This window comes from Salipiger marinus, assembly GCF_900100085.1.
GTDB lineage: Bacteria > Pseudomonadota > Alphaproteobacteria > Rhodobacterales > Rhodobacteraceae > Salipiger > Salipiger marinus.
Genome location: NZ_FNEJ01000007.1, coordinates 58,858 through 80,853, shown reverse-complemented (window position 1 = coordinate 80,853; position 21,996 = coordinate 58,858). Strand labels below are relative to the sequence as shown.

The following is a 21,996-nucleotide window of genomic DNA, read 5'->3' as shown; positions in this document are numbered from 1 at the left end:
TGGGAGCCCATACATTTGTATTGGTGACGTCGGGAGAGGCATCGCGGAGAGGAGCCGCAGCTGCTGCGGAGGGCGGCGCCAAACCGAATTTCTTAGGGAGGATAACCATGAGCTTTGCAGTCAGGCTGGGCGTGTCGGCGCTTGCCCTATCCGTTGCGGCCGGAAGCGCCTTTGCGCAGGATGATGAATTCTGGGCCAAGGCCGGAGAACAGTTCCAAGGGGTGACCCTGCGCGGGGTGACCGAGGCCACGCCGCCATCCAATTACATCAGCGACGTGCTGGCCCCCGAATTCGAGGAAAAGACCGGCATCCGGGTCGAGATCGAAACCACCTCGTGGGACCAGATGTATGACAAGGCCATCAAGGACATGGAGGCCGGGACCGGCATCTATGACATGGTCTATATCGAGCAGGACATCGTTTACGCCTATCTGGCCCGCGATTTTCTGGTGAACGTGACACAGGCGCTGGAGGAAAACCCGGACCTGAAGGCGCCGTCTTTCGACGAGGCCGATTTCACCACCTTCGCCGATTATTTCCGCGGCGATGACGGGGATCTTTACGGGATCCCGATGGAAGCCTTCATCAAGATCTACCTCTACCGCACGGATCTGTTCAGCGATCCCGAGGTTCAGGCGGCCTACAAGGAAAAGACCGGCAAGGATCTTGCCCCCGCCACCACCCATGAGGACTATCAGGCGATTGCCGAGTTCTTCACCCAGTGGGGCGAGGATCACGACATGGATCTGTGGGGCACGACGGCGCAGGCCCATACCGGCCATCCGGCTTCGTGGTATGAATATGTGGAATCCGTCGCCCCGACCTTCGGCGTCTATGGCTGGGGGATCGATCCCGACAACAACTATGCCGCCACCGTGGAAAACGGCGGGGCGATGAATTCCGACGCGGCGAAGGCCGCGCTGAAATGGTGGCTGCACATGCGCGACATCGCGCCGCCGGAATCGGTGCAGTCGACATGGACCGAGGTGGCGACCACCTTCGCCGCCGGGCGCGCCGCTCAGGGGCTGGTCTATGGCGAAAACGCCGCGTGGATCGCCTCGGATGACACCAAGTCGCGCGTGGTGGGCAATGTCGGTGTGGCACTGCCGCCGCTGCAGGATGGCGTGATGGAGGCCGCCGAGTCCGGCGAAGGCTATATCGGCTATTACGACGGCGGCGCCTTCGGCCTGCCGGTCACGTCCAAGAACCGCGATGCCGCCCTGCTGTTCCTGCAGTATATCGGGCAGGAATCGGTGCAGCCCGGCTGGGCGGTCGCGGCCCCGCGCATCACCCATACCGCCACCTATGACGATGCCGGCGTTCAGGACATGAACACCGAACTGGGCGGCTATTACGACATGCTCAAGGATCAGGGCCGTCTGTTCGCCGGTGCGCCCGCCTATCCCTTCCATGCGCAGCTGCGCGAGGCGGTCGCCCCGATCTTCTACGAGATCCTGACCGGCAGCATCGAACCCGATGCCGGGCTCGACCAGATGGCCGAAAAGGCCGAGCAGGAACTGACCGACCTCGGATATCGTCAGTAAACGTCACGCCCGCAGGGGCATGCCGCAGCCGGGCCGCCTTCGGGCGGCCCGCGTTTCCCCGCCGCATCCGGGCGCCGGGACACAGGACCGCCGCACCCCTTTGCCACACAAGGACCATCCGATGCATTCCACCAAACTGGGATGGCTGCTGCTTGCACCGACGCTGCTGGTGCTGTTCTTCTTCGGCGTGCTCCCCTTCATCTACGTGCTCTATGTCTCGTTCCACCAGTGGAACCCGTTCGCGGTCAATCCCGACATGGTGTTCAACTGGGCCGAGAATTACCGCCGCGTGGTCTTCGACGCGCAGTTTCTGGCCTCGCTCGGGGTGACGGCAGCCTTCGTCTTTTTCGCGGTGATCTCCGAGCTGATCCTCGGCTACATGCTGGCGCAGGCCTTCATGAAGGACTTCCCCGGCAAGGCGATCTTCCGCACCATCCACACGCTGCCGCTCATCATGGCGCCGATCATCGTGGGCTCGATCTGGAAGCTGATGACCACGCCCTCCATCGGGATCCTGCCCAACCTGCTCGACAACTGGTTCGGCTATGATCTCAACATCGGGCAAAGCGCCATCGCCGCCTTCGTGACCACCGTCATCATGGACATCTGGCACTGGACGCCGCTGGTGACGCTGACGCTGATCGCGGCACTGGTGTCGCTGCCGCCCGACCCGTTCGAACAGGCGCAGATCGACGGCGCCAACAAGCGGCAGATCTTCTGGCACATCACGCTGCCGATGATCCGCCCGGCCATCCTCGCCACCGTCTTCATCCGGCTGATGGACGCGCTGCGCACCGTCGACGAGGTGCTGATGCTGACCGGCGGCGGCCCCGGATCCGCGACCCGCTATGTCGGCGTGCACATCTTCAAGGAGGTCTTTCCGCGGACGAATTACGGCTATGGCTCGGCCATCTCGGTTGTCGTCCTCTACCTCACCATCGTGGCGTGCTGGCTGCTGTATGTCGGCCTGATCGCACCCCGCAACAAGAAAGCCTGAGACGATGCGCAAGAACCGCCCATGGCTCTACTCGCTGTTCTGGATCGTGGTCAGCTTTCTGACGCTGTTCCCGATCTACTGGCTGTTCGTGATCTCGGTGAAACCGGCGGTCGACCTGTTCTCGACCCCTGACATCCTGATCAAGAGCTTCTACTGGCAGAACTACATCGACGTGCTGAACGACCGCACCCTGCGCGGCTACATGGTCAATTCTCTGGTGATCTCCACCGGCAATGCGGTGCTCTGCACGGTGCTGGGCTTTTTCGCCTGCTACGCGCTGTCGCGCTTCGACATGGGCGGCAAGGAAAGCATCTTTTTCTGGACCATCACCAACCGCATGGCGCCCCCGGCGGTGTTCCTGCTGCCGCTGTTCCTGCTGATGACGCAGGTCTACCGCATCGGCGATTTCAGCCTGCTGGACACGCGGATCGGCATGATCCTTGTCTACTGCACCTTCAACCTGCCCTTCGCCATCTGGACGCTGCGCCCCACCGTGGACGGCATCCCAAAGGAGCTGGACGAGGCCGCCTATGTCGATGGCGCAAGCCCGTGGAAGGTGATCACCGAAGTTGTGCTGCCGCTGGCCCGGCCCGGCCTTGCGGTCACGCTGATCCTGACTTGGGTCTTTGCGTGGAACGAATACCTGCTGGCCGCGACCCTGACCAATTTCAACGCCCGCACCCTGACCACCGGCCTGTCGGAATATGTCACCACCACCGGCACCGAATGGGGGATCATGGCGGCGATTTCGGTCTTTACCCTGATCCCCGCGCTGATCGTCTTCGGTCTGGTGCAGAAACATATCGTGGCGGGCCTGACCTTTGGCGCCGTGAAGGGATAAGATCATGACCATTCCCCCCGACATGGACGAAAAGCTGGATCTGCGCGACAGCGAGCCGCCCCCCCCCGAGGAGGAGAAGACCGGCTTCCTGCCGATCCAGACCAACTGGTTTGACCGGCTGTTCATTTCCGTGGTGATCTGGGTGGCCCTGTCGCTGGTCTGGTTCCGCTTCATCGAACCCTTTGGCCCCTCCATCTGGATTTCCAACGCCATTGCCCTTGCGGTGGCCGTCCTTATCATCACGAAAGGCTAACCCATGAGGTCTCTCGTTCTCGAACGCAAAGACGAGCTGTCGCTGCGCGACTTCCCCGAAATCGACCGCACCGAGGCGGTGCTGGGTCCGCGCGACGTGCGGATCAAGCTGCACACCGTGGGCATCTGCGGATCGGACGTGCATTATTACACCCATGGCAAGATCGGCCAGTTCGAGGTGAAGGCGCCGATGATCCTTGGCCACGAAGCCTCCGGCACGGTGATCGAAACCGGGGCAGAGGTGCAGGATCTGGCCGTGGGCGACCGCGTCTGCATGGAGCCGGGCATCCCCGATCCCAATTCCCGGGCGACCCGGCTTGGTCTTTACAACGTCGATCCCGCCGTGCGCTTCTGGGCGACGCCGCCGGTGCATGGCGTGCTGCGCCCGACCTGCGTGCATCCCGCCGCCTTCACCTTCAAGCTGCCCGACACTGTCAGCTTTGCCGAGGCCGCGATGGTCGAACCGCTGGCCGTGGGGGTGCATGCCGCGACCAAGGCGCGGGTCCGTCCGGGCGACATCGCCGTGGTGCTGGGGGCGGGGCCCATCGGGCTGGTCACGGCGCTGGCGGCGCTGGCCGCAGGCTGCGCGCGGGTCTATGTGACCGACCTTTCCGAAAAGAAGCTGGAGATCGCCGCCTCGCTCAGCCGGGCCATCGTGCCGGTTCCGGCACAGCCGGGCCGGCTTGCCGAACAGGTGCGCGCCGAGACCGAAGGCTGGGGCGCCGACATCGTGTTCGAGGCGACAGGCTCGCCCAAGGCGGCGGCGGGCGTGTTCGAGCCCTTGGCCCCCGGCGGCTGCGTGGTGATGATCGGCGGCCAGCCCGATCCCATCCTGTATGACGCGGGCGCTGCCATGGTGCGCGAGGCGCGGGTCGAGAACATCTTCCGCTACGCCCATGCCTTTCCGCGCTGCGTGGCGATGCTGGCCTCTGGCGCCATCGACGTAAAACCGCTCATCACCAGAACCTTTGATTTCGAGGACAGCGTCCGCGCCTTCGAAATCGCCGCATCCGCGCCGCCGGCCGACGTGAAGATGCAGATCGCATTGCCGCAATAGGGGAACAGGACATTGGCAGAGGTCAAGATCGACAATGTCGTCAAGCGCTACGGCAGCCTGCAGGTCATGCATGGCGTCAGCGTCGACATCGAGGACGGCGAATTTGTCGTGCTGGTGGGCCCGTCGGGCTGCGGCAAATCCACCCTGCTGCGCATGCTGGCGGGGCTGGAGCAGATCAGCGGCGGCACCGTCGCCATTGGCGGGCGCGTGGTCAATGACGTGCCCCCCAAGGAGCGCGACATCGCCATGGTGTTCCAGAGCTACGCGCTTTACCCGCACAAGACCGTGGCGGAAAACATGGGCTTCCCCCTGCGGATGGCCAAGCGCCCGCAGGCCGAAATCGACGCCAAGGTGACCAAGGCGGCCAAGATCCTTGATCTGGACCGCTATCTGGACCGCTACCCCAAGCAGCTGTCGGGCGGGCAGCGGCAGCGGGTCGCCATGGGCCGGGCCATCGTGCGCGATCCGCAGGTGTTCCTGTTCGACGAACCGCTGTCGAACCTTGATGCCAAGCTGCGCGTCACCATGCGGGTCGAGATCAAGGAACTGCACCAGCGGCTGAAAACCACCATCGTCTATGTCACCCATGACCAGATCGAGGCCATGACCATGGCCGACAAGATCGTGGTGATGCGCGATGGCCGGGTCGAACAGATCGGCGCGCCGCTGGATCTGTATGACCGGCCCCGGAACGTCTTTGTGGCGGGGTTCATCGGCTCGCCGTCGATGAATTTTGTGCATGGCCAGATCGCCATGCGCGACGGGGCAAAGCGCTTCGTCTCGGAGGGCGGGCTGGTCCTGCCGCTGCCGGAGACCTCTGCGCAGGACGGGCAGAAGGTGACCTATGGCATCCGCCCCGAACATATCGGCGTGGGCGAAGGTGGCGTGCCGGTGCGCGTGGTGGTGGTGGAGCCCACCGGGTCAGAGACGCAGATCTTTGCCCGCGCAGGGACCGATCTGGTTGACGCCGTGGTCAAGGACCGCATCATGGTGCGGCCCGGAACCGAGATCGGCTTCCTGATCGATCCGGTGAACGTGCATCTTTTTGACCGCGAGACCGAACAGCGCATCTGAGACGGCGCGCGGCAGGGCAGAGACAGGCAAAGGACAGGCAATGACGCAGGCGCAGGCCATCATCTTCGATCTAGACGGCTGCCTTGTGGACAGCGAACCGCAGTCTCTGGCGGCGGTCGCCGCCGAGATGCGGGCGCTGGGGATTGCGGATGCCACCCCCGAAGAGATCGGCGCGCGGTTTCTGGGCGTGTCGATCAGCGTCATCCATGACTATGTGGAACGCCGGTCCGGCGCGCCCTGCCCGCCGGAGTTTTCGGCGAATTTCGAACGCCGCCTGTTTGCCTCCTATGAAACCGGGCTCAGCTGCATTCCCGGCGTGCCCGACCTGCTGCAGCAGCTGCACACTGAAGGGGTGCCCATGGCCATCGGCACCGGGGGATCGCTGCTGCGCCTTGCCACGACGCTGCGCCTGTCGGGACTTGCCCCCTATTTCGAGGACCGCGGCTTCAGCGCCGATCAGGTGGCGCAGGGCAAGCCCGCGCCGGATCTGTTTCTTCTGGCCGCGCGCGAGCTTGGCGTGCCGCCAGAAATCTGCGTGGTCATCGAGGATTCCCCGCATGGGGTAAAGGCCGCCCGCGCCGCCGGAATGCGCGCCATCGGCTTTACCGGCGGCACGCATCTTGACGGACGGCGCGAGGTGCACGCAGATACCCTCAGACAGGCGGGCGCGGAGGAGGTGCTCGCGGACATGTCACACATGTATGCGGCCCTCAGCGCCCTGCGGCATGCGCCGCGCTGAGCTTGCCGCCGGGAGGAAAAGACATGGTCTATCTGGGCATTGATCTGGGAACATCGGGGCTGCGCGCCCTGCTGATGGACGAAAAAGGCGCGCCGATTGGCGCTGCCGAACGGCATTATACGGCGGATCATCCCCGGTCGGGCTGGTCCGAACAGGATCCGGGCGACTGGATCACCGCACTGGACGGCGCGATCGGGGATCTGCGCGCGGCGCATCCGCGTTTTGCCGACCTGCGCGGGATCGGGGTGGCGGGCCACATGCACGGCGCCACGCTGCTGGATGCGGAGGGCGCGGTGATCCGGCCCTGCATCCTGTGGAACGACACCCGCTCTCATGCCGAGGCGGCGGCGCTGGACGCCGCCGAAGGCTTCCGCCAGATTTCCGGCAACATCGTCTTTCCGGGCTTCACCGCGCCCAAGCTTGACTGGCTGCGGCGGTACGAGCCCGAGAATTTTGCCAAGATCGCCAAGGTGCTGCTGCCTGCGGCCTATCTGAACTTCTACCTGACGGGGGGCTTTTTTGCCGACATGTCCGACAGCGCGGGCACCTCGTGGCTGGATACCGGCGCGCGCGACTGGTCCGAGGCGCTGCTGGCCGCAGGCGGCATGCGCCGCGACCAGATGCCCGACCTGCTGGAGGGCTGCCAGCCCGGCGGCGAACTGAAGCCCGAGCTTGCGGCGCGCTGGGGCCTGACTGGCCCCGTGGTGGTGGCCGCCGGGGCGGGGGACAATGCCGCCGCCGCCTGCGGCATCGGCGCCATGGACGAGGGGCAGGGCTTTGTCTCGCTTGGCACCTCGGGCGTGCTGCTGGCGGCGCGCAACGGCTACCGGCCCGCGCCTGAAACGGCGCTGCACACTTTCTGTCACGCGGTGCCGGGGCGCTGGTATCAGATGGGGGTCATGCTGTCGGCGACGGACAGCCTCAACTGGCTGGCGCGGATCACCGGCACGCCGCCCAAGGATCTGACCGCCTCGCTGGGGGACACGCTGCGCGCGCCGGGCCGGGTGCGGTTCCTGCCTTACCTCTCCGGAGAGCGCACGCCGCATAATGATGCGGAAATCCGCGGCAGTTTCACCGGGCTCGGGGCCGAGACCACGCGCGACGATCTGACCCGCGCGGTGCTGGAAGGTGTCGCCTTCGGGCTGCGCGACAGTCAGGCCGCGCTGGCGGGCACCGGGCTGCGGCTGGACCGGCTGATGGCCATCGGCGGCGGCACCGGATCGCGCTACTGGCTGAAACTGATCGCCACGGCGCTGAACGTCACGCTGGATCTGCCAAGCGGCGGCGAATTTGGCGCAGCCCTTGGCGCGGCGCGGCTGGCGATGCTGGCGGTGGGCGACGGCACCATCGAAGAGGTGATGACCCAGCCCGCCATCCGCGAGGAGATCGCGCCGGACCCCGCGCTGCGGGCGGAGTTCGACGCCGCCTATGAAAGGTTCCGGCAGGCCTATCCGGCGATCCGCGCCGCGCAGTAACGCCCGCTTTCATCTCTGTGCAACAGCCTCGGCCCGATGGGCTGGGGCTGTTGTCGTTCGCGCCGGCGCAGCTTGACCGCTGCGTGTCCCCGCAACGCTGCGGAATTGACAGCCGCAGCAGACTCACCTTAGCTGGCATGGTGACCGGACCAGTTGTCTATCTGCGCGGCAGGGGGGAGTGCGGCAGTGCGAAATGTCCAGAAGCTGCTGCTCGACAGTGCCAGCGAGATCGGGCGCGACATGCGGCGGCTCACCATGAAAGACGTGATCGCGGAAAAGATCGCCGCGATGATCGGCTCGGGGCTGCTGGCGCCGGGCGATGAACTGCCCAGCGAACGCGACCTTGCCGCCGCCCTGTCGGTCAGCCGCGAAACCGTGCGCGTGGCGATCCAGACCTTGGCCGCGCGCGGCATCCTTGCGGTCAGTCAGGGCGCGCGCACCAAGGTGCTGACCGATGACATCGGCGCCATGGCCGTGGGGATGATGCGGCAGATCGACGTCAACCGCTATGACGTGGATGAGGTGCACGCGGCCCGGCTGCTGATCGAACAGCAGGTGGTGGGGGAGGCTGCGGCGCGGATCTCGGACCGGGTGCTGGAGGATCTGCGCCGGTCGCTGGTCACGCAGCAGGGCTGTCTGGAGGATCCGCTGCGGTTTCTGATCGCGGACCGCGAATTTCACGTCGCCATCTATCGCGAAAGCGGCAACAGCCTGCTGAGCGACGTGGTGACCGACCTTTACACCTATATGATGGAGTATCGCCGCCGCATCGTGTCGCGGCCCGGTGCCATCGCGGGCAGCCTGTCCGACCATGCCGAGATCCTTGCCGCGCTGGAGGCGCGCGACGCCGCCCGCACCCGCGCCGCTTTTGCCCGGCACGAGGACCGCATCTACACCACCACACGATCCCTGCTTTCCGAACGCGACGCGTCGCCGGGGGCGGGATCCTGACACCGGGCGCGCCGCAGGCGGCGCACCCAGAGGCAGGCCCCACAAGGCCGCCATCACGGGCCCTTTGGAGGAGGGGCCACCACGGGAGGAGACACCATGTTCAAGAGACGTCATATTCTGGGGGTCGCCACAGCGGCCCTGACCGCGGCGAGCCTGACACTGGGCGGGGCCATGCCCGCCGCCGCGCAGAACAAGGAGGTCGTCTATCTGACACCCGGCCTTGACCTGCCGTTCTGGCGCTACCTGTCCAAGGGCGTCGAAAAGGTGGCCACCGCCGAAGGTTACGGCTTTCAGGCGCTGGATTCGCACAATGACGCGCAGCAGCAGCTTCAGAACGCGCAGGATGCCATTGCGCGCGGGGTGGCAGGCATCGTGCTGTCGCCGACCGACAGTTCCACCGCCCCCAGCGTGCTGAGCCTTGCGGAAAAGGCGGGGATCCCGGTGGTGATCGCCGATATCGGCACCAATAGCGGCACCTATGTGTCCTTCATCATCTCCGACAATTACGAAGGCGCGCATGGCACCGGAGAGGCGCTGGCCGCCGCGATGAAGGAACGCGGCTGGGAAGACGGCTCGGTCGGCATCGTGGCGATCAGTCAGGCGCGGCTGAACGGACAGGCCCGGACCAAGGGCTTCAAGGACGCGATGACCGAAGCCGGGGTGGCCAAGGAGGCGGGCCTGCAGCAGATGCAGTCCTACACCGCCGACGAGACCTTCCGCTTTACCCAGGACATGCTGACCGCCAATCCCGACATGCGCGGGATTTTTGTGCAGACCGACCAGCCCGCCATCGGCGCGCTGCGCGCGATCAAGGCGGCACGGCGTCAGGGCGAGGTGCTGGTGGCGGCCTTTGACGGCATTCCGGAATTTGTGCCGATGCTGCAATCGGGGGAAATCGTCGCCTCCGGCATGCAGCAGCCGCATCTGATGGGCGAGGAATCCGCCAAGGCGCTGTTCGCCCATCTGAACGGCGAAACGCCTGAAAAGGAAATCCTCGTGCCGATCGTGGTGGTGACCGACCAGAACATCGAAGAGATGCTGCCGACCATCACCGAAACCGTCTTTGCAGGCGAGCTGGGCGACAGCTGAGCGACGCCGTTCCGGCACCGGCTTCCCCGGTGCCGGACCTTTCCACGGAGACGAGCATGAGCAATCCGATGTCCGCCCCGGACAGCGGCCCGGCGCTGGTCGCCCGGTCGGTCGCCAAGCGGTTCGGCAGCACGCAGGCGCTGTCCGATGCCAGCCTTGAGGTGCGCGCGGGCGAGGTGCATGGCCTGCTGGGGGCAAATGGCGCGGGCAAATCCACGCTGTCGCGGATCATCTGCGGCCATGTCGGACGCGACAGCGGCGAGCTGCTGTATCGGGCCCGCACGCTGTCGCCCCGCTCCACCCGCGAGGCGCTGGATTCCGGCATCGCGCTGGTGGCGCAGGAAACCAGCCTCGCGCCCGATCTGTCGGTGCTGGAAAACATCTTCCTGCCAGAACTGGGCCGTCCGGGCCGCCTGTCCTTTCCCGACATGCGCCGCCGCGCCAGTGACATCCTTGCCCGGCTGGGGCGCGACCACGCGCTGCCGCTGGATCAGGAGGTGCGGCGCCTCTCCGCCGCGCAGCGCCAGCTGGTCGAGATCGCCAAGGCGCTGGCGCTTGACGCCGATCTGATGATCTTTGACGAACCCACCGCCTCGCTGTCGCCGTCGGAGGTGGACCGGCTGTTCGACATCCTCGCGCGGCTGCGCGAACAGGGCCATGCGCTGATCTTTGTCTCGCACCGGCTGGAGGAGGTGTTCACCGTCACCGACCGCGTCACCATCCTGCGTGAAGGCCGCACCGTCGCCGCCAGCCTCGACACCGCGCGGCTGACCCAGACCGACATCATCCGCCACATGGTCGGGCGCGATCTGGGGGCGATCTATGCCACGCCGGGGCTCGACCGGCGCGGCGGCGCGCGCGACCCGGTGCTGGAGGTGACGAACCTCTCCGCCCGGCCCATCGTGCGCGATGTCAGCTTCACCGTCCACAGGGGCGAGATTCTGGGCATTGGCGGGCTGGTGGGCGCGGGCCGCTCCGAAGCGATGGAGGCGCTGTTCGGCTTGCGTCCGCGCGACGGCGGCACGATCCGGCTGAAGGGGCGCGAGATCGCGCTGCGCAGGCCGGTGGATGCGATCCGGCAGGGCATCGGCTTTGTCGCCGAAGACCGCCGTGCGCAGAACATCGTGCCCGATCTCAGCGTGCGCGAGAACCTGATGCTGGCGCATCTGGGCCGCCATCGCGGCTTTGGTCTGGGCTACCGGCAGCGGCAGGACCGGGTGGACACGCTTCTGGCCCAGCTTGGCCTGCCCACCGATCGGATGGACGCAAGCCTGCTGACCTTTTCCGGCGGCATGCAGCAGAAGATCATCATGGCGCGCTGGCTGCTGATCGACCCCGAGGTGCTGATCCTTGACGAGCCGACCAAGGGCGTCGACATCGGCACCCGCAGCGCGATCTACCGCATCCTGCGCGACATCGCCGATCAGGGCGTGGCGGTGGTGGTCATCTCCTCGGATTTCGAGGAACTGCTGGGCGTCACCGAACGGGTGGTGGTGATGAGCGACGGCATCACCATCGCCGATCTGCCGACGCCGATCCTGACCGAGGAAAAGCTGACCCTGCTGGCCGCGCCGCGCAGTTCCACCACCCGCAACCGCGCGCTGCTGGAAACGCTGGCGCGGGAGCATGGCGCCTTCGCGTGGTGGGCGCTTCTGGAAGAGGACTCGCTGATCTGCCTTGGCACCGCCGCCGCCGCCACGGCGCCCCCGCTTGACCTGCGCGCCGGAGAGGCGCTGCACCCTCGGGACACCCCCATCCCCCGCGCCCTTGCGGCGCGCGCGCAGGGCATCGTGACGGACGGCGCGCTTGCCACGCTGCTGGTGCCGCTGCGCAATGCCCGCGGCCATGATCTGGGCTGGATCGGTCTGACCGCCGCCGCCGACACCCCCCTGCCCGACCCCGGACAGATCGCGGCGCAGGTGCGCCGCCTGACCCGGGACAGCGACGACATCGAAGGAGACGCCGCATGAGCGCACCCACCGCCGCCCGCCCTGCCCTGCCGGGCCGCCTGATCCGCACGCTGGAAGTCCGAATGCTGGGCCTTGCGCTTGTCATCGCGGTGGGGCTGTCGCTGATGTCGCCCTATTTCCTGACCCAGAACAACATCTTCAACATCCTCGACCAGTCCGTGGTCATCGGCATCGTCGCGGTGGGGATGACCTTCGTGATCCTGACCGGCGGCATCGACCTGTCGGTGGGGTCGGTCGCGGGGCTGACCGGCATCGTGCTGGGGCTGGCGCTGCGCGACCTGCCCATTCCGCTGGCCATCGCGGCGGCGGTGGCGGCGGGGGCCTTCATCGGGCTGATCTCGGGCGTGCTGGTCGCGGTGTTCGGGCTTGCGCCCTTTGTGGTGACCTTGGGCATGATGGCGATCGGGCGCAGTCTGGCCTATATCTTTTCCGGGCAGACCGCGATTTCCGGCATTCCCGAAAGCCTGTCGGCCATCGTCTACACCACGGTGCTGGGCATCCCCGCCAACGTGATCTTCCTGCTGCTGCTCTATCTCGCGGCATGGGCCTATCTGACCTACACCAAGGGCGGGCGCACCATCTATGCCGTGGGATCGAACCGCGAGGCGGCGCGGGCGGCGGGGCTGAACGTGCTGGGCTATTCGATCCTGCCTTACGTCATCTCGGGCGCGCTGGCGGCGGTGGCCATCACCTTTTCCATCGCACAGATCCTGTCCGCCGATCCGCTGGCGGGCAACCAGATGGAGCTTGATGCCATCGCCGCCGTGGTGATCGGCGGGGCCAGCCTTTACGGCGGGCGCGGCTCGATCATCGGCACGCTGATCGGCGTGCTGATCATGGTGATGATCCGCAACGGGCTGAACCTGATGGGGGTCTCGCCGTTCTGGCAGGGCACGGCCATCGGTTCCATCATCATTCTCGCGCTGCTGGCGGAGCGGCTGTTCAACTGGCGTTCGGCCCGCTGAGGCCGCGCCCGCAGACAAGGAGATCCCCCATGACCCCGACCCCCTCCCGCGCCGTGGCGCTTTATGGCACCGAAGAACAGGTGCCGCCGCCCCGCCTGCTGACCGCCGGACCGCTGAGCGCCGAACTGGAGGCGGGCAACCTGCGCGACATCCGCTTCGCCGGGGCAGAGGTGCTGCGCGCCGTGTCCTACATCGTGCGCGACAAGGACTGGGGCACCTACAGCCCCACCCTTGACGCGCTGGAGGTGCAGCAGGAGCCCGACCGCTTCGTGGTCACCTACCGCGCCCGCGTCGCGGAGCCCGGGCAGGCCTTCGCCTATGAGGCGCGGATCGAAGGCCGGGCCGATGGCACGCTGACCTTCACCGGCAGCGGCGCCGCCGAAACGCCGTTCCTGACCAACCGCACCGGCTTTGTGATCCTGCATCCCATCGCGGGCGTGGCGGGCGGGCCGGTGACGCTGACCCATGTGGACGGGCGGCAGGTGGAGGGGCGGTTCCCCGACCTCATCGACCCGGTGCAGCCCATGATGGATCTGCGCGCGCTGGAGCATGTCAGCCCCGAAGGCCACCGCGTGCACTGCCTGATGGAAGGCGACACCTTCGAGATGGAGGACCAGCGCAACTGGACCGATGCCTCCTACAAGACCTATGTCCGCCCGCTGGCGCTGCCATGGCCCTATGAGCTGGAGCCGGGCGCGCGACTGGAACAGAAGATCACCCTGCGGATCACCGGGGCGGCGGGCGCCGCCACCCGCGCCGAAGGCGTGACGCTGGATCTGGGCAGGGAGGCGGGGCGGATGCCCGCGCTTGGCATGGGGCTTGATCCCGGCGATGCGGCGGCGGCGCTGACCTGCGCCGATCCGCTGCGCGCGCTTGGCCCGGCGCATCTGCTCTGCCATCACGATCCGCGCCGGGGCCATGACCGCGCCAGCCTGCAGGCACAGCTGGACGTGGCGCAGGCCCTTGGGGCGGAGCCGTGGCTGGAGGCGGTGATCGCCGCCACCGACGATGCCGGGGCCGAGGCCGAGGTGACGGCGCTTGGCGCCACCGTGGCCGGGCTTGGCGCGCCTTTTGCCACCGTGCTGCTGTCGCCCGCGCCCGACCTGAAATGCACCCTGCCGGGCAGCGTCTGGCCCGAGGCGCCCGATGCGGCGGCGCTGGCGCAGGTGGCGCGGCAGGCCTTTCCCGGCGCGCGGCTTGGCGGCGGCATGTTCAGCTATTTCACCGAACTGAACCGCAAGCGCCCGCCGGTGGACGCGCTTGATCTGGTCAGCTTCACCACCTCGGCGATGGTGCATGCCGGGGACGACCGGTCGGTGATGGAAAGCCTTGAAGCGCTGCCCGCCATCGCCCGCAGCGCGGCAGAGATCGCCCGCCCGCTGCCCTTTGCGGTGGGGCCCTCGGCCATGGGGATGCGCGCCAATCCCTATGGCGCCGCCCCCAAGGACAACCCCGACAACATCCGGCAGGCGATGAATTTCAACGATCCGCGCCAGCGCGGCCTGCTGGGGGCGGCATGGACGCTGGGCGCGCTGGCGCAGTTCGCCACCGGCGGGGCCGAAGCGGTGGCGCTTGGTGCGCCGGTCGGCGCCTTTGGCGCGGTCCATGTCCCGACCCGGTTCCCGCAGCCATGGTATGACGATCATGGCGGGCTCTATCCGCTGTTCCATCCGCTGCGCGGGCTGGCCCGGCTTCGGGGCCAGCCGCTGCGGCGCGTCGACAGCTCCGATCCCGCCCGCGTGCTGGGTCTGGCCGTGGGCACCCCCGGCGAGACCGAGATCTGGCTTGCCAACCTCACCGCCGATCCGGTCCGGCTGCACCTGCCGCAGGGGGCGCGGCAGATGGCGTGCCTGTCGGCGGCGGAGTTTGCCGAGGCGGCCGAGGATCCGGGCTTTCTTGACAGGCTGGCCCCGGTGCCCGATGCCGGGATCAGCCTTGATGCCTATTCCGTGCTGCGCCTTCTGGGCGCGTTCTGAGACAATGAAGGACCAAACCACATGCATATCCTGATCCTTGGCGCCGCTGGCATGGTGGGCCGCAAACTGACCGCCCGACTTGTCGCGGAGGGACAGCTGGGCGGCGCCGCCATCACCGCGCTGACGCTGGTCGACGTGATCGAACCCGCGGCGCCTGCCGGGTTTTCCGGCCCCTGCACCCGCTATGCCGCCGACATCGCCGATCCCGCCACGGCGCCCCGGCTGGTGGCCGACCGGCCCGACGTGATCTTCCATCTGGCCGCCATCGTCTCGGGCGAGGCCGAGGTGGATTTCGACAAGGGCTATGCGGTCAACCTTGATGGCACCCGGCAGCTTCTGGAGGCGATCCGCGCCGCGCATCAGGCCGAAGGCTACCGGCCGCGCGTGGTCTTCACCTCCTCCATCGCGGTGTTCGGGGCGCCCTTCCCCGACAAGATCGACGACGAATTCTTCTGCACCCCGCGCACCAGCTATGGCGTGCAGAAGGTGGTGGGCGAACTGCTGCTGTCGGATTATTCGCGCAAGGGCTTTCTGGACGGCATTGCGATCCGGCTGCCGACGATCTGCATCCGCCCCGGCCTGCCCAACAAGGCGGCTTCGGGCTTTTTCTCCAACATCCTGCGCGAACCGCTGGCGGGCAAGGAAGCGGTGCTGCCGGTGCCCGAGGACGTGCGGCACTGGCATGCCAGCCCGCGTGCCGCCGTGGGTTTCCTGATCCATGCCGCGACCATGGATCTGGCGCCGCTGGGGGCGCGGCGGGCGCTGTCGATGCCCGGGCTCTCGGCCACGGTGGGCGAACAGATCGAGGCGCTGCGCAAGGTGGCGGGCGACAAGGCGGTGGCGCTGATCCGTCCCGAACCCGATCCCGCGATCATGGCCATCGTCGAAGGCTGGCCCCGCGATTTCACCACCGCCCGCGCCGAGGCGCTGGGGTTCCGGGCCGAATCCTCGTTCGAGGAGATCATCCGCATCCATATCGAGGATGAACTGGGCGGCCAGATCTGAACGATGGCCGGGCCGGGGCTCAGCCCCCGGTCCGCGCCCTGTCGCGCGCCATGGAAGCCCAGCCGGTCAGCACCTCTGCCGCCTCTGCGGCAAGGTGCTGATGGGCAGGCATCTGCCGCTGCGTCACGTCGCTGCCGCAGTCCTGCACCAGACGCGCCACGTCGACGGGAAACCGTGCCGCTTCGGGCAGATCGCCAAGCGCTGCCCCCGCCTGATCCATGTCCGCCGCATAATACAGCACGGAAATCCCCGCGATCCCCATGGCCGCCACGCACATCGGGCAGGGTTCGCAGCTGGAATACAGCGCGCAGCCCCGCAGATCGACGGTGCCCAGCCTGCGGCAGGCATCGCGGATCGCCTCGGTCTCGCCATGGGAGGTGGGATCGCTGTGCAGCCGCGACCGGTTGAGCCCGGTGCCGACGATCCGGCCCTCGCGCACCACCACAGCGCCAAAGGGTTCCGTGCCCGGCAGGGTCATCGCCCGCGCCGACAGCGCTATGGCGTGGCGCAGGAAGGTTTCGTCATACATCGGCAGCGGCTCCGTCAGCGGGCGTTTCGCAGGCAAAACAGGCGACGCGGCGGTCATGCACATCGGCGCGGCGTTCCGGACGCTCGGTCCGGCAGCGGTCAAAGGCCAGCGGGCAGCGCGGGTGAAAGCTGCAGCCCGGCGGCGGCGATACCGGCGAAGGCACCTCTCCGCCCATGGGGATGCGGTTGCGGTCGGGCGCCTCCAGATCGGGGATCGTGTCCAGCAGCAGCCGCGTATAGGGATGCAGCGGCGCCGCGAACAGGTCGGCGGTCGGCTGGATTTCCACGATGCGGCCCAGATACATCACCGCGATGACATCGGCCATGTGACGCACCACGCTCAGATCATGGCTGATGAAAAGATAGGTCAGCCCCATCTCGCGCTGCAGCCGCTTCATCAGGTTCAGCACCTGCGCCTGCACCGACACGTCAAGCGCGGAGGTCGGCTCGTCACAGACCAGAAACTCCGGCTCTCCGGCCAGCGCCCGCGCGATGGAGATGCGCTGCCGCTGGCCGCCGGAAAATTCGTGCGGAAACTTGGTGCCGTCCGTGGGGCTCAGCCCCACGGTGCGCAGCAGATCCGCCACCCGCGCCGTCACCTCCGGCTCGGGTGTGTCGGGGCGCAGGGTCCGCAGCGGTTCGGCCACGATGCGCGCCACGCGCCAGCGCGGGTTCAGGCTGGCAAAGGGATCCTGAAAGATCATCTGCATCCGGTCGCGGTCGCCGTGAAAGCGGATCGCCCCGCCCGAGGGCGCGTGCAGCCCGGTCACCAGCTTGGCGATGGTGCTTTTGCCGCAGCCGGATTCTCCCACCAGCGCCAGCGTCTGGCCGCGCTGGATGGTGAAATCCACCCCGTCCACCGCGCGCAGCGTGCGGCGCGGCCTGCCTTCAAGCAGGCGGTTCAGCCATGGCGCGGAGACGTCGAACCGCCGCTCCAGCGCGTCGACCTCCAGAATGGCTCCGGATCTTTGGGTCATGCAACCTCTCCTTCAAGCGCAAGCCAGCAGGCGGCGCCGGGGCTGTCGATCCGCGGTGTCTCGCGGCGGCATCTGGGGCCCGCATGGGTGCAGCGCGGGTTGAAGGCGCAGCCGGGCGGGATGGCGTCAAGCCGGGGCATGGATCCGGGGATCATCTGCAGTTCGTCCACATCCTTGCGCAGCGACGGGATCGAGCCCATGAGCCCGCTGGTATAGGGATGGTTCGGGCGGCGCACGATCTCGTCGACCGGGCCAAGTTCGGCCAGCCGTCCGGCATACATCACCGCCACCCGGTCGGCGGTTTCCGCAATCACCCCCATGTCATGAGTGACCAGCAGCACGGCGGTGCCCCGCTCGCGGCAGAGCCGCCGCAGCAGCGCGGTGATCTGCGCCTGAATCGACACGTCGAGCGCGGTGGTGGGTTCATCCGCCACGATCAGTTCCGGTTCGGCACAAAGCGCCAGCGCGATCACGATGCGCTGGCGCATGCCGCCGGAAAACTGGTGCGGGTAGCTGTCGATGCGTTCCTCCACCGCCGGGATCCCCACCTCGTGCATCAGATCCTTCGCCCGCGCCCGGGCGCGGCTGCGCGACAGGCCGGTATGCAGGCGGATCGTTTCCACCAGCTGGTCGCCGACCCGGAACAGCGGATTGAGCGAGGTCAGCGGATCCTGAAAGACCGCGCCGATGCGGCGGCCCCGGATCGCCTGCAGGGCACGGTCGTCCAGCCCGTCGATCCGGTCGCCCGACAGGTGGATGGATCCGGCGGCGATGCGGCCCGGCGGTTCCAGCAGGCCAAGGATGGCCATGCCGGTCATCGACTTGCCCGCGCCGCTTTCCCCCACCATGCCAAGGATCTCGCCGCGCCGTATCTGCAGCGAGATGTCATCGACGGCGGTCAGCACCCCCTTGCGGGTGGGAAATTCGACGCGCAGATTGCGGATGTCCAGAACGATGTCGCTCATGCGTCGCGCCTTTCATAGCTCGGGCGGAAGATGTCCTGCACCGGCGGATGGCCCGCAGTGCGGTCGGGGTATTTCGTCACCAGCCCGTCAAACTGCGCCTGCGCGCGGGCGGCATCGGCCAGCGCGTCCACGCCGGGGATCACGCCGTCCCGCATCACCCGCCGCCCGTCGATCCAGACATCGCGGGTGTCGCGCCCCGAGGCGGAGGTCATCAGCGTCTGCACCGGGTCCGGGGTCTGCAGCACATGGCGCAGGTCGATCACGGCAATATCCGCCCGCGCCCCCGGGGCCAGACGGCCCAGATCGGACCGCCCCAGCGCCTGCGCCCCGCCAAGGGTCGCCGCGTCGAACAGATGCTCGGACCGCACCGCCTCTGTGCCATCGACCATGCGCGCCATCATCATGCCCACCTGCATGTTCAGGATCATGTCCGCCGGAAATGTGTCGGTGCCCAGCCCGGTCACGATGCCACGGTCGCGGCAGCGGGCAAAGCTGCGCAGCACGCTGCCATGGCGCGCGCTCACCAGCGGACAATGCACCAGCGCCGCGCCGCTGGCGGCGAGGTGGTCGAAATCGGCCTCCGTCGCCTGCGTGCCATGCGGCAGCAGCCAGCGCGGCCCCAGCACCCCCAGCCGGTCCAGCCAGACAATGGGGCTGGTGCCGTGCTGCTCCTGCACCAGCCGCAGTTCGGTGGGCGACTGGCAGCAGTGCTGGCGCACCGGCGCGCCCAGTTCGGCGGCAAGAGCGGCGGTGCGCTGCAGAAGCGCGGGCGTGCAGGTCTCGATCCGGTCGGGGGCGAACATGGCACGGATCAGCCCGCCCGCGCGCCCCTCGATCCGGGCGGCAAAGGCTGCGGCCTCCTCCAGCCCGGCCAGCCCGCGCGCCTCGTCATAAAGCGCGGTGATGCGGCCCTGATCGTCGGTGACCTGCCCGCCGCTGCGATAGGCGGGGCCCAGATAGACCCGCAGCCCCAGATCGGCGGCGGCGTCGGCGGCGGCGTCGAATTCCGCCACCGTCTCCGCCCATTCGCGGTAGAACAGCGAGGAGATGGGCAGCGCCGTGGTGATGCCGTTGCGGATCAGATGCGCGAAGGCATGGCGTTTCTGAAAGGCCAGTTCCTCGGGGCCATACATCTCGTAGGGGCCGCGCGCGACATAGCTTTCCGGCCAGACCCGGCCCTTTTTCCACGCGGGGCCGTTGTCATAGCCCAGAATGGTCGTGTCCAGATCGGCCAGCGCATCCAGATCGACAAACCCCGGAGAGATCACCGCCTGCCCGTAATCAATGCGCTCGGCCACCTCGCCATCGAAGGACGGCCCCACATGCAGCACCGCGCCGTTCTCGATCACCACCACGCCCTGTTCGTGGATCACATGCGCGCCCGCCGCATGGCCGATCACCCAGCGCGCGGTCAGCAGGATGCGCCGCCCCATCACGGCGCCTCGATCACGCAGGTGCCGTTGCGCGCGATGACCCTCCCGCCCTTCAGCACCAGCGGGCGCGGCGCGCGCAGCGCCACCGCCTCGGCCAGCGTCTCGCCCTCGACCAGCACGCAGTCGGCGCGGTCGCCCGGCCCGAGCCCGTAGCCTTCGGTCTCCATGATCGCGGCGCCGCCGAAGGTGCAGATGTCAAGCGCAAGCTCCACCTCGTCATCGCGGCGCAGGTTGTTGCGCAGCCCGATGAACATCGCCCGTTCCAGCATGTCGGCATTGCCATAGGGGCCCCATGTGTCGCGGATGCCGTCCGATCCCGCCCCGGTCAGGATGCCCGCCGCACGCAGTTCCTTCACCAGCGGCACCGGGGCCGAAGCGGGGGCGGTGGTGACGATATGGATGCGCTGCTCGGCCAGCTGGTCCTGCAGCCCGGCGACATAGCCCCGGTCCAGCGCGCCCAGACAGAAGGCATGGCTGATGGTCACCTTGCCCTGCATGCCAAGCGCCTTGGTGCGGGCGATGATCTCCTCCATGGAAAAGCCGCCAAGCGCGTCGCGTTCGTGCAGATGGATGTCGACGGGCTTGCCGTGTTTCTCGGCCAGCGCAAAGACCGCATCCAGATGCCCCTTCGGATCGCGGTCGATGCCGCAGGGATCGATGCCGCCCACCACCTCGGCCCCCAGCGCCAGCGCCTCGTCCATCAGCTCCAGCGTGCCCAAACGCGGCATCATCGAGGATTGCGGAAAGACCACGATCTCGATCTCCACCAGCCCGGCCAGCTTTTCGCGGGTGGCCATCACGCCTTCGATCCCGGCAAGCCCGTGATGCGTGTCCACATCCACATGGCTGCGGATCTGCGTGGTGCCGTGGCTCATGGACAGGATGGCCTGCCGTTCGCTCTGCACCTGCGGATCGAGCCCCAGAGCGACCTTCACCTCGCGCTCGTTGGTGATCTTGTCGATCAGCCGCGGCCCCACCTCGTTGCGATACCACGGCAGTCCCAGCAGCGACTTGTCGAGATGGGTATGCGCCTCGACCAGACCGGGGATCACGATGCGCCCGCCGCCGTCGATCACCTCCGCCCCCTCGGGGGCGCTGTCGGCGAAACGGCCATCGCGGATGTAAAGGTCGGTCAGGGCGCCCGCCATGGGGCGGACATTCTTGAGGGTCAGGGAAGTCATCACATCACCGGAGTTTGGGGTTGAGCGCGTCGCGCAGCCAGTCGCCGATCATGTTGACCGACAGGACGATCAGGCACAGCTGGACCGAGGGAAAGACCACGATCCACCACAGGCCGGAAAACAGGTATTGGTTGCCGATCCGGATCAGGGTGCCAAGGCTTGGCTGGTCCGGCGGCATGCCCACGCCCAGAAAGGACAGCGTCGCCTCGGACAGGATGGCAAGGCCGAAATTCAGCGTCGCCGCCACCATGATCGGCGTCAGGCAGTTGGGCAGGATGTGGTGCAGCATGATCCGCCACGCCGGCACCCGGATCAGCCGCGCCGCCTGCACATATTCCTTCTTCGCCTCCACCATGGCCGAGGCGCGCACCGTGCGGGCATATTGCACCCAGGAGGGCACGGCGATGGCGAAGATCAGGATCGGCGCCGCCAGCACGTCGCGCAGCCCGGCGGGCAGCGAGGCGGTGGCGATGGCGGTGATCAGGATCGCGATCAGGATGAAGGGCATGGACAGCAGCACGTCGCCCACGCGCATGATCACATTGTCGACCCAGCCGCCCAGATAGCCCGCGACCAGCCCCAGCGACAGGCCGACGCTCAGCGCCAGCAGCACCGAGGCGAAACCGATGATCAGCGAAATCCGCGAGCCATAAAGGATGGCCGACAGGATGTCGCGGCCCTGCGTGTCGGTGCCCAGCAGATAGGGCCACTGGCCCTGCGCCTGCCAGATCGGCGGGATCTCGGAATTCCACAGCTCCAGCGCCGCCAGATCATAGGGGTTCTGCGGGGTGATGAGCGGTGCCAGCACCGCACTCAGCGCGACCAGCGCCAGCACCGCGGCGGCAAGCATCGCAGAGGGATGCGCGCGGAAGGAATGCGCAAGGTCGCTGTCCCTGAGCCGGGTCAGGCGCGACGGTCGTGCGGCGGTCTCGGGCCGCGCCGGGGCGGCGGGGGATGCGGTGTGGTCCATCGGGCTC

The 21,996-nt window shown here is 67.5% G+C and carries 20 protein-coding genes; 14 read left to right on the top strand and 6 right to left on the bottom strand.

The genetic code is table 11. The annotated features are described in order from the left end of the window. Positions 1 to 107 precede the first annotated feature (107 nt). From BLR51_RS09515 to denD, 14 genes are all read left to right on the top strand, one after another. The gene (locus BLR51_RS09515) at positions 108 to 1,544 is read left to right on the top strand and encodes an extracellular solute-binding protein (RefSeq protein ID WP_089846270.1); all 1,437 of its coding nucleotides are present in this window, start codon (positions 108 to 110) and stop codon (positions 1,542 to 1,544) included. Positions 1,545 to 1,665: 121 nt separating this feature from the next. Beyond that, on the top strand, positions 1,666 to 2,541 hold the full coding sequence (locus BLR51_RS09510) for a carbohydrate ABC transporter permease (protein ID WP_089846268.1): 876 nt from the start codon (positions 1,666 to 1,668) through the stop codon (positions 2,539 to 2,541). Positions 2,542 to 2,545: 4 nt separating this feature from the next. Next, positions 2,546 to 3,382: a carbohydrate ABC transporter permease gene (locus BLR51_RS09505; RefSeq protein ID WP_089846266.1), complete on the top strand. Its 837-nt coding sequence runs from the start codon at positions 2,546 to 2,548 to the stop codon at positions 3,380 to 3,382. A 4-nt stretch (positions 3,383 to 3,386) separates the two neighbouring features. Then, positions 3,387 to 3,635, top strand: coding sequence for a DUF2160 family membrane protein (locus tag BLR51_RS09500; RefSeq protein WP_207543602.1), 249 nt, complete (start codon positions 3,387 to 3,389; stop codon positions 3,633 to 3,635). A 3-nt stretch (positions 3,636 to 3,638) separates the two neighbouring features. After that, positions 3,639 to 4,691 (top strand): NAD(P)-dependent alcohol dehydrogenase, encoded by a 1,053-nt coding sequence (locus tag BLR51_RS09495; protein ID WP_089846264.1) that lies wholly within the window; start codon positions 3,639 to 3,641, stop codon positions 4,689 to 4,691. Positions 4,692 to 4,703: 12 nt separating this feature from the next. Then, positions 4,704 to 5,765: an ABC transporter ATP-binding protein gene (locus tag BLR51_RS09490; RefSeq protein ID WP_089846261.1), complete on the top strand. Its 1,062-nt coding sequence runs from the start codon at positions 4,704 to 4,706 to the stop codon at positions 5,763 to 5,765. 40 nt (positions 5,766 to 5,805) lie between these two features. Further along, a complete protein-coding gene (locus BLR51_RS09485; RefSeq protein WP_089846259.1) occupies positions 5,806 to 6,504 on the top strand; it encodes an HAD family hydrolase in 699 nt (232 codons plus the stop codon). Positions 6,505 to 6,527: 23 nt separating this feature from the next. Then, a complete protein-coding gene (gene xylB / locus BLR51_RS09480; protein WP_089846257.1) occupies positions 6,528 to 7,979 on the top strand; it encodes a xylulokinase in 1,452 nt (483 codons plus the stop codon). A 186-nt stretch (positions 7,980 to 8,165) separates the two neighbouring features. Continuing rightward, the gene (locus BLR51_RS09475; RefSeq protein WP_207543601.1) at positions 8,166 to 8,930 is read left to right on the top strand and encodes a FadR/GntR family transcriptional regulator; all 765 of its coding nucleotides are present in this window, start codon (positions 8,166 to 8,168) and stop codon (positions 8,928 to 8,930) included. A 96-nt stretch (positions 8,931 to 9,026) separates the two neighbouring features. Continuing rightward, positions 9,027 to 10,019 carry a substrate-binding domain-containing protein gene (locus BLR51_RS09470; RefSeq protein ID WP_089846255.1) on the top strand — a complete coding sequence of 331 codons (993 nt, stop codon included), beginning with the start codon at positions 9,027 to 9,029 and terminating at the stop codon, positions 10,017 to 10,019. Between the two features lie 56 nt (positions 10,020 to 10,075). After that, positions 10,076 to 11,989: a sugar ABC transporter ATP-binding protein gene (locus tag BLR51_RS09465; protein ID WP_089846253.1), complete on the top strand. Its 1,914-nt coding sequence runs from the start codon at positions 10,076 to 10,078 to the stop codon at positions 11,987 to 11,989. Then, entirely contained in the window at positions 11,986 to 12,954 is a 969-nt protein-coding gene (locus BLR51_RS09460) for an ABC transporter permease (protein WP_089846251.1), read from the top strand. Before BLR51_RS09465 ends, BLR51_RS09460 begins: the two co-directional genes overlap by 4 nt. A 29-nt stretch (positions 12,955 to 12,983) precedes the next feature. Further along, positions 12,984 to 14,930: a D-apionate lactonase family protein gene (locus tag BLR51_RS09455; protein WP_089846249.1), complete on the top strand. Its 1,947-nt coding sequence runs from the start codon at positions 12,984 to 12,986 to the stop codon at positions 14,928 to 14,930. Positions 14,931 to 14,951: 21 nt separating this feature from the next. Beyond that, positions 14,952 to 15,935, top strand: a complete 984-nt coding sequence (denD, locus tag BLR51_RS09450) for a D-erythronate dehydrogenase (protein ID WP_089846247.1) — start codon at positions 14,952 to 14,954, stop codon at positions 15,933 to 15,935. 19 nt (positions 15,936 to 15,954) lie between these two features. On the opposite strand, the gene BLR51_RS09445 is transcribed toward denD, so the two are convergent. From BLR51_RS09445 to BLR51_RS09420, 6 genes are read right to left on the bottom strand one after another with little or no spacing between them, the layout of a single operon-like run. Beyond that, the gene (locus BLR51_RS09445; RefSeq protein ID WP_089846243.1) at positions 15,955 to 16,464 is read right to left on the bottom strand and encodes a nucleoside deaminase; all 510 of its coding nucleotides are present in this window, start codon (positions 16,462 to 16,464) and stop codon (positions 15,955 to 15,957) included. Then, a complete protein-coding gene (locus BLR51_RS09440; RefSeq protein ID WP_089846240.1) occupies positions 16,457 to 17,440 on the bottom strand; it encodes an ABC transporter ATP-binding protein in 984 nt (327 codons plus the stop codon). The genes BLR51_RS09445 and BLR51_RS09440 overlap by 8 nt, the downstream gene beginning before the upstream one ends. After that, positions 17,437 to 18,405 carry an ABC transporter ATP-binding protein gene (locus BLR51_RS09435; RefSeq protein ID WP_089846238.1) on the bottom strand — a complete coding sequence of 323 codons (969 nt, stop codon included), beginning with the start codon at positions 18,403 to 18,405 and terminating at the stop codon, positions 17,437 to 17,439. Before BLR51_RS09435 ends, BLR51_RS09440 begins: the two co-directional genes overlap by 4 nt. Next, positions 18,402 to 19,838, bottom strand: a complete 1,437-nt coding sequence (locus tag BLR51_RS09430; RefSeq protein WP_089846236.1) for a chlorohydrolase family protein — start codon at positions 19,836 to 19,838, stop codon at positions 18,402 to 18,404. The genes BLR51_RS09435 and BLR51_RS09430 overlap by 4 nt, the downstream gene beginning before the upstream one ends. Continuing rightward, positions 19,838 to 21,019, bottom strand: coding sequence for an amidohydrolase family protein (locus BLR51_RS09425; RefSeq protein WP_089846234.1), 1,182 nt, complete (start codon positions 21,017 to 21,019; stop codon positions 19,838 to 19,840). Before BLR51_RS09425 ends, BLR51_RS09430 begins: the two co-directional genes overlap by 1 nt. 4 nt (positions 21,020 to 21,023) lie before the next feature. After that, positions 21,024 to 21,989 carry an ABC transporter permease gene (locus tag BLR51_RS09420; RefSeq protein WP_089846232.1) on the bottom strand — a complete coding sequence of 322 codons (966 nt, stop codon included), beginning with the start codon at positions 21,987 to 21,989 and terminating at the stop codon, positions 21,024 to 21,026. Positions 21,990 to 21,996 lie beyond the last annotated feature (7 nt).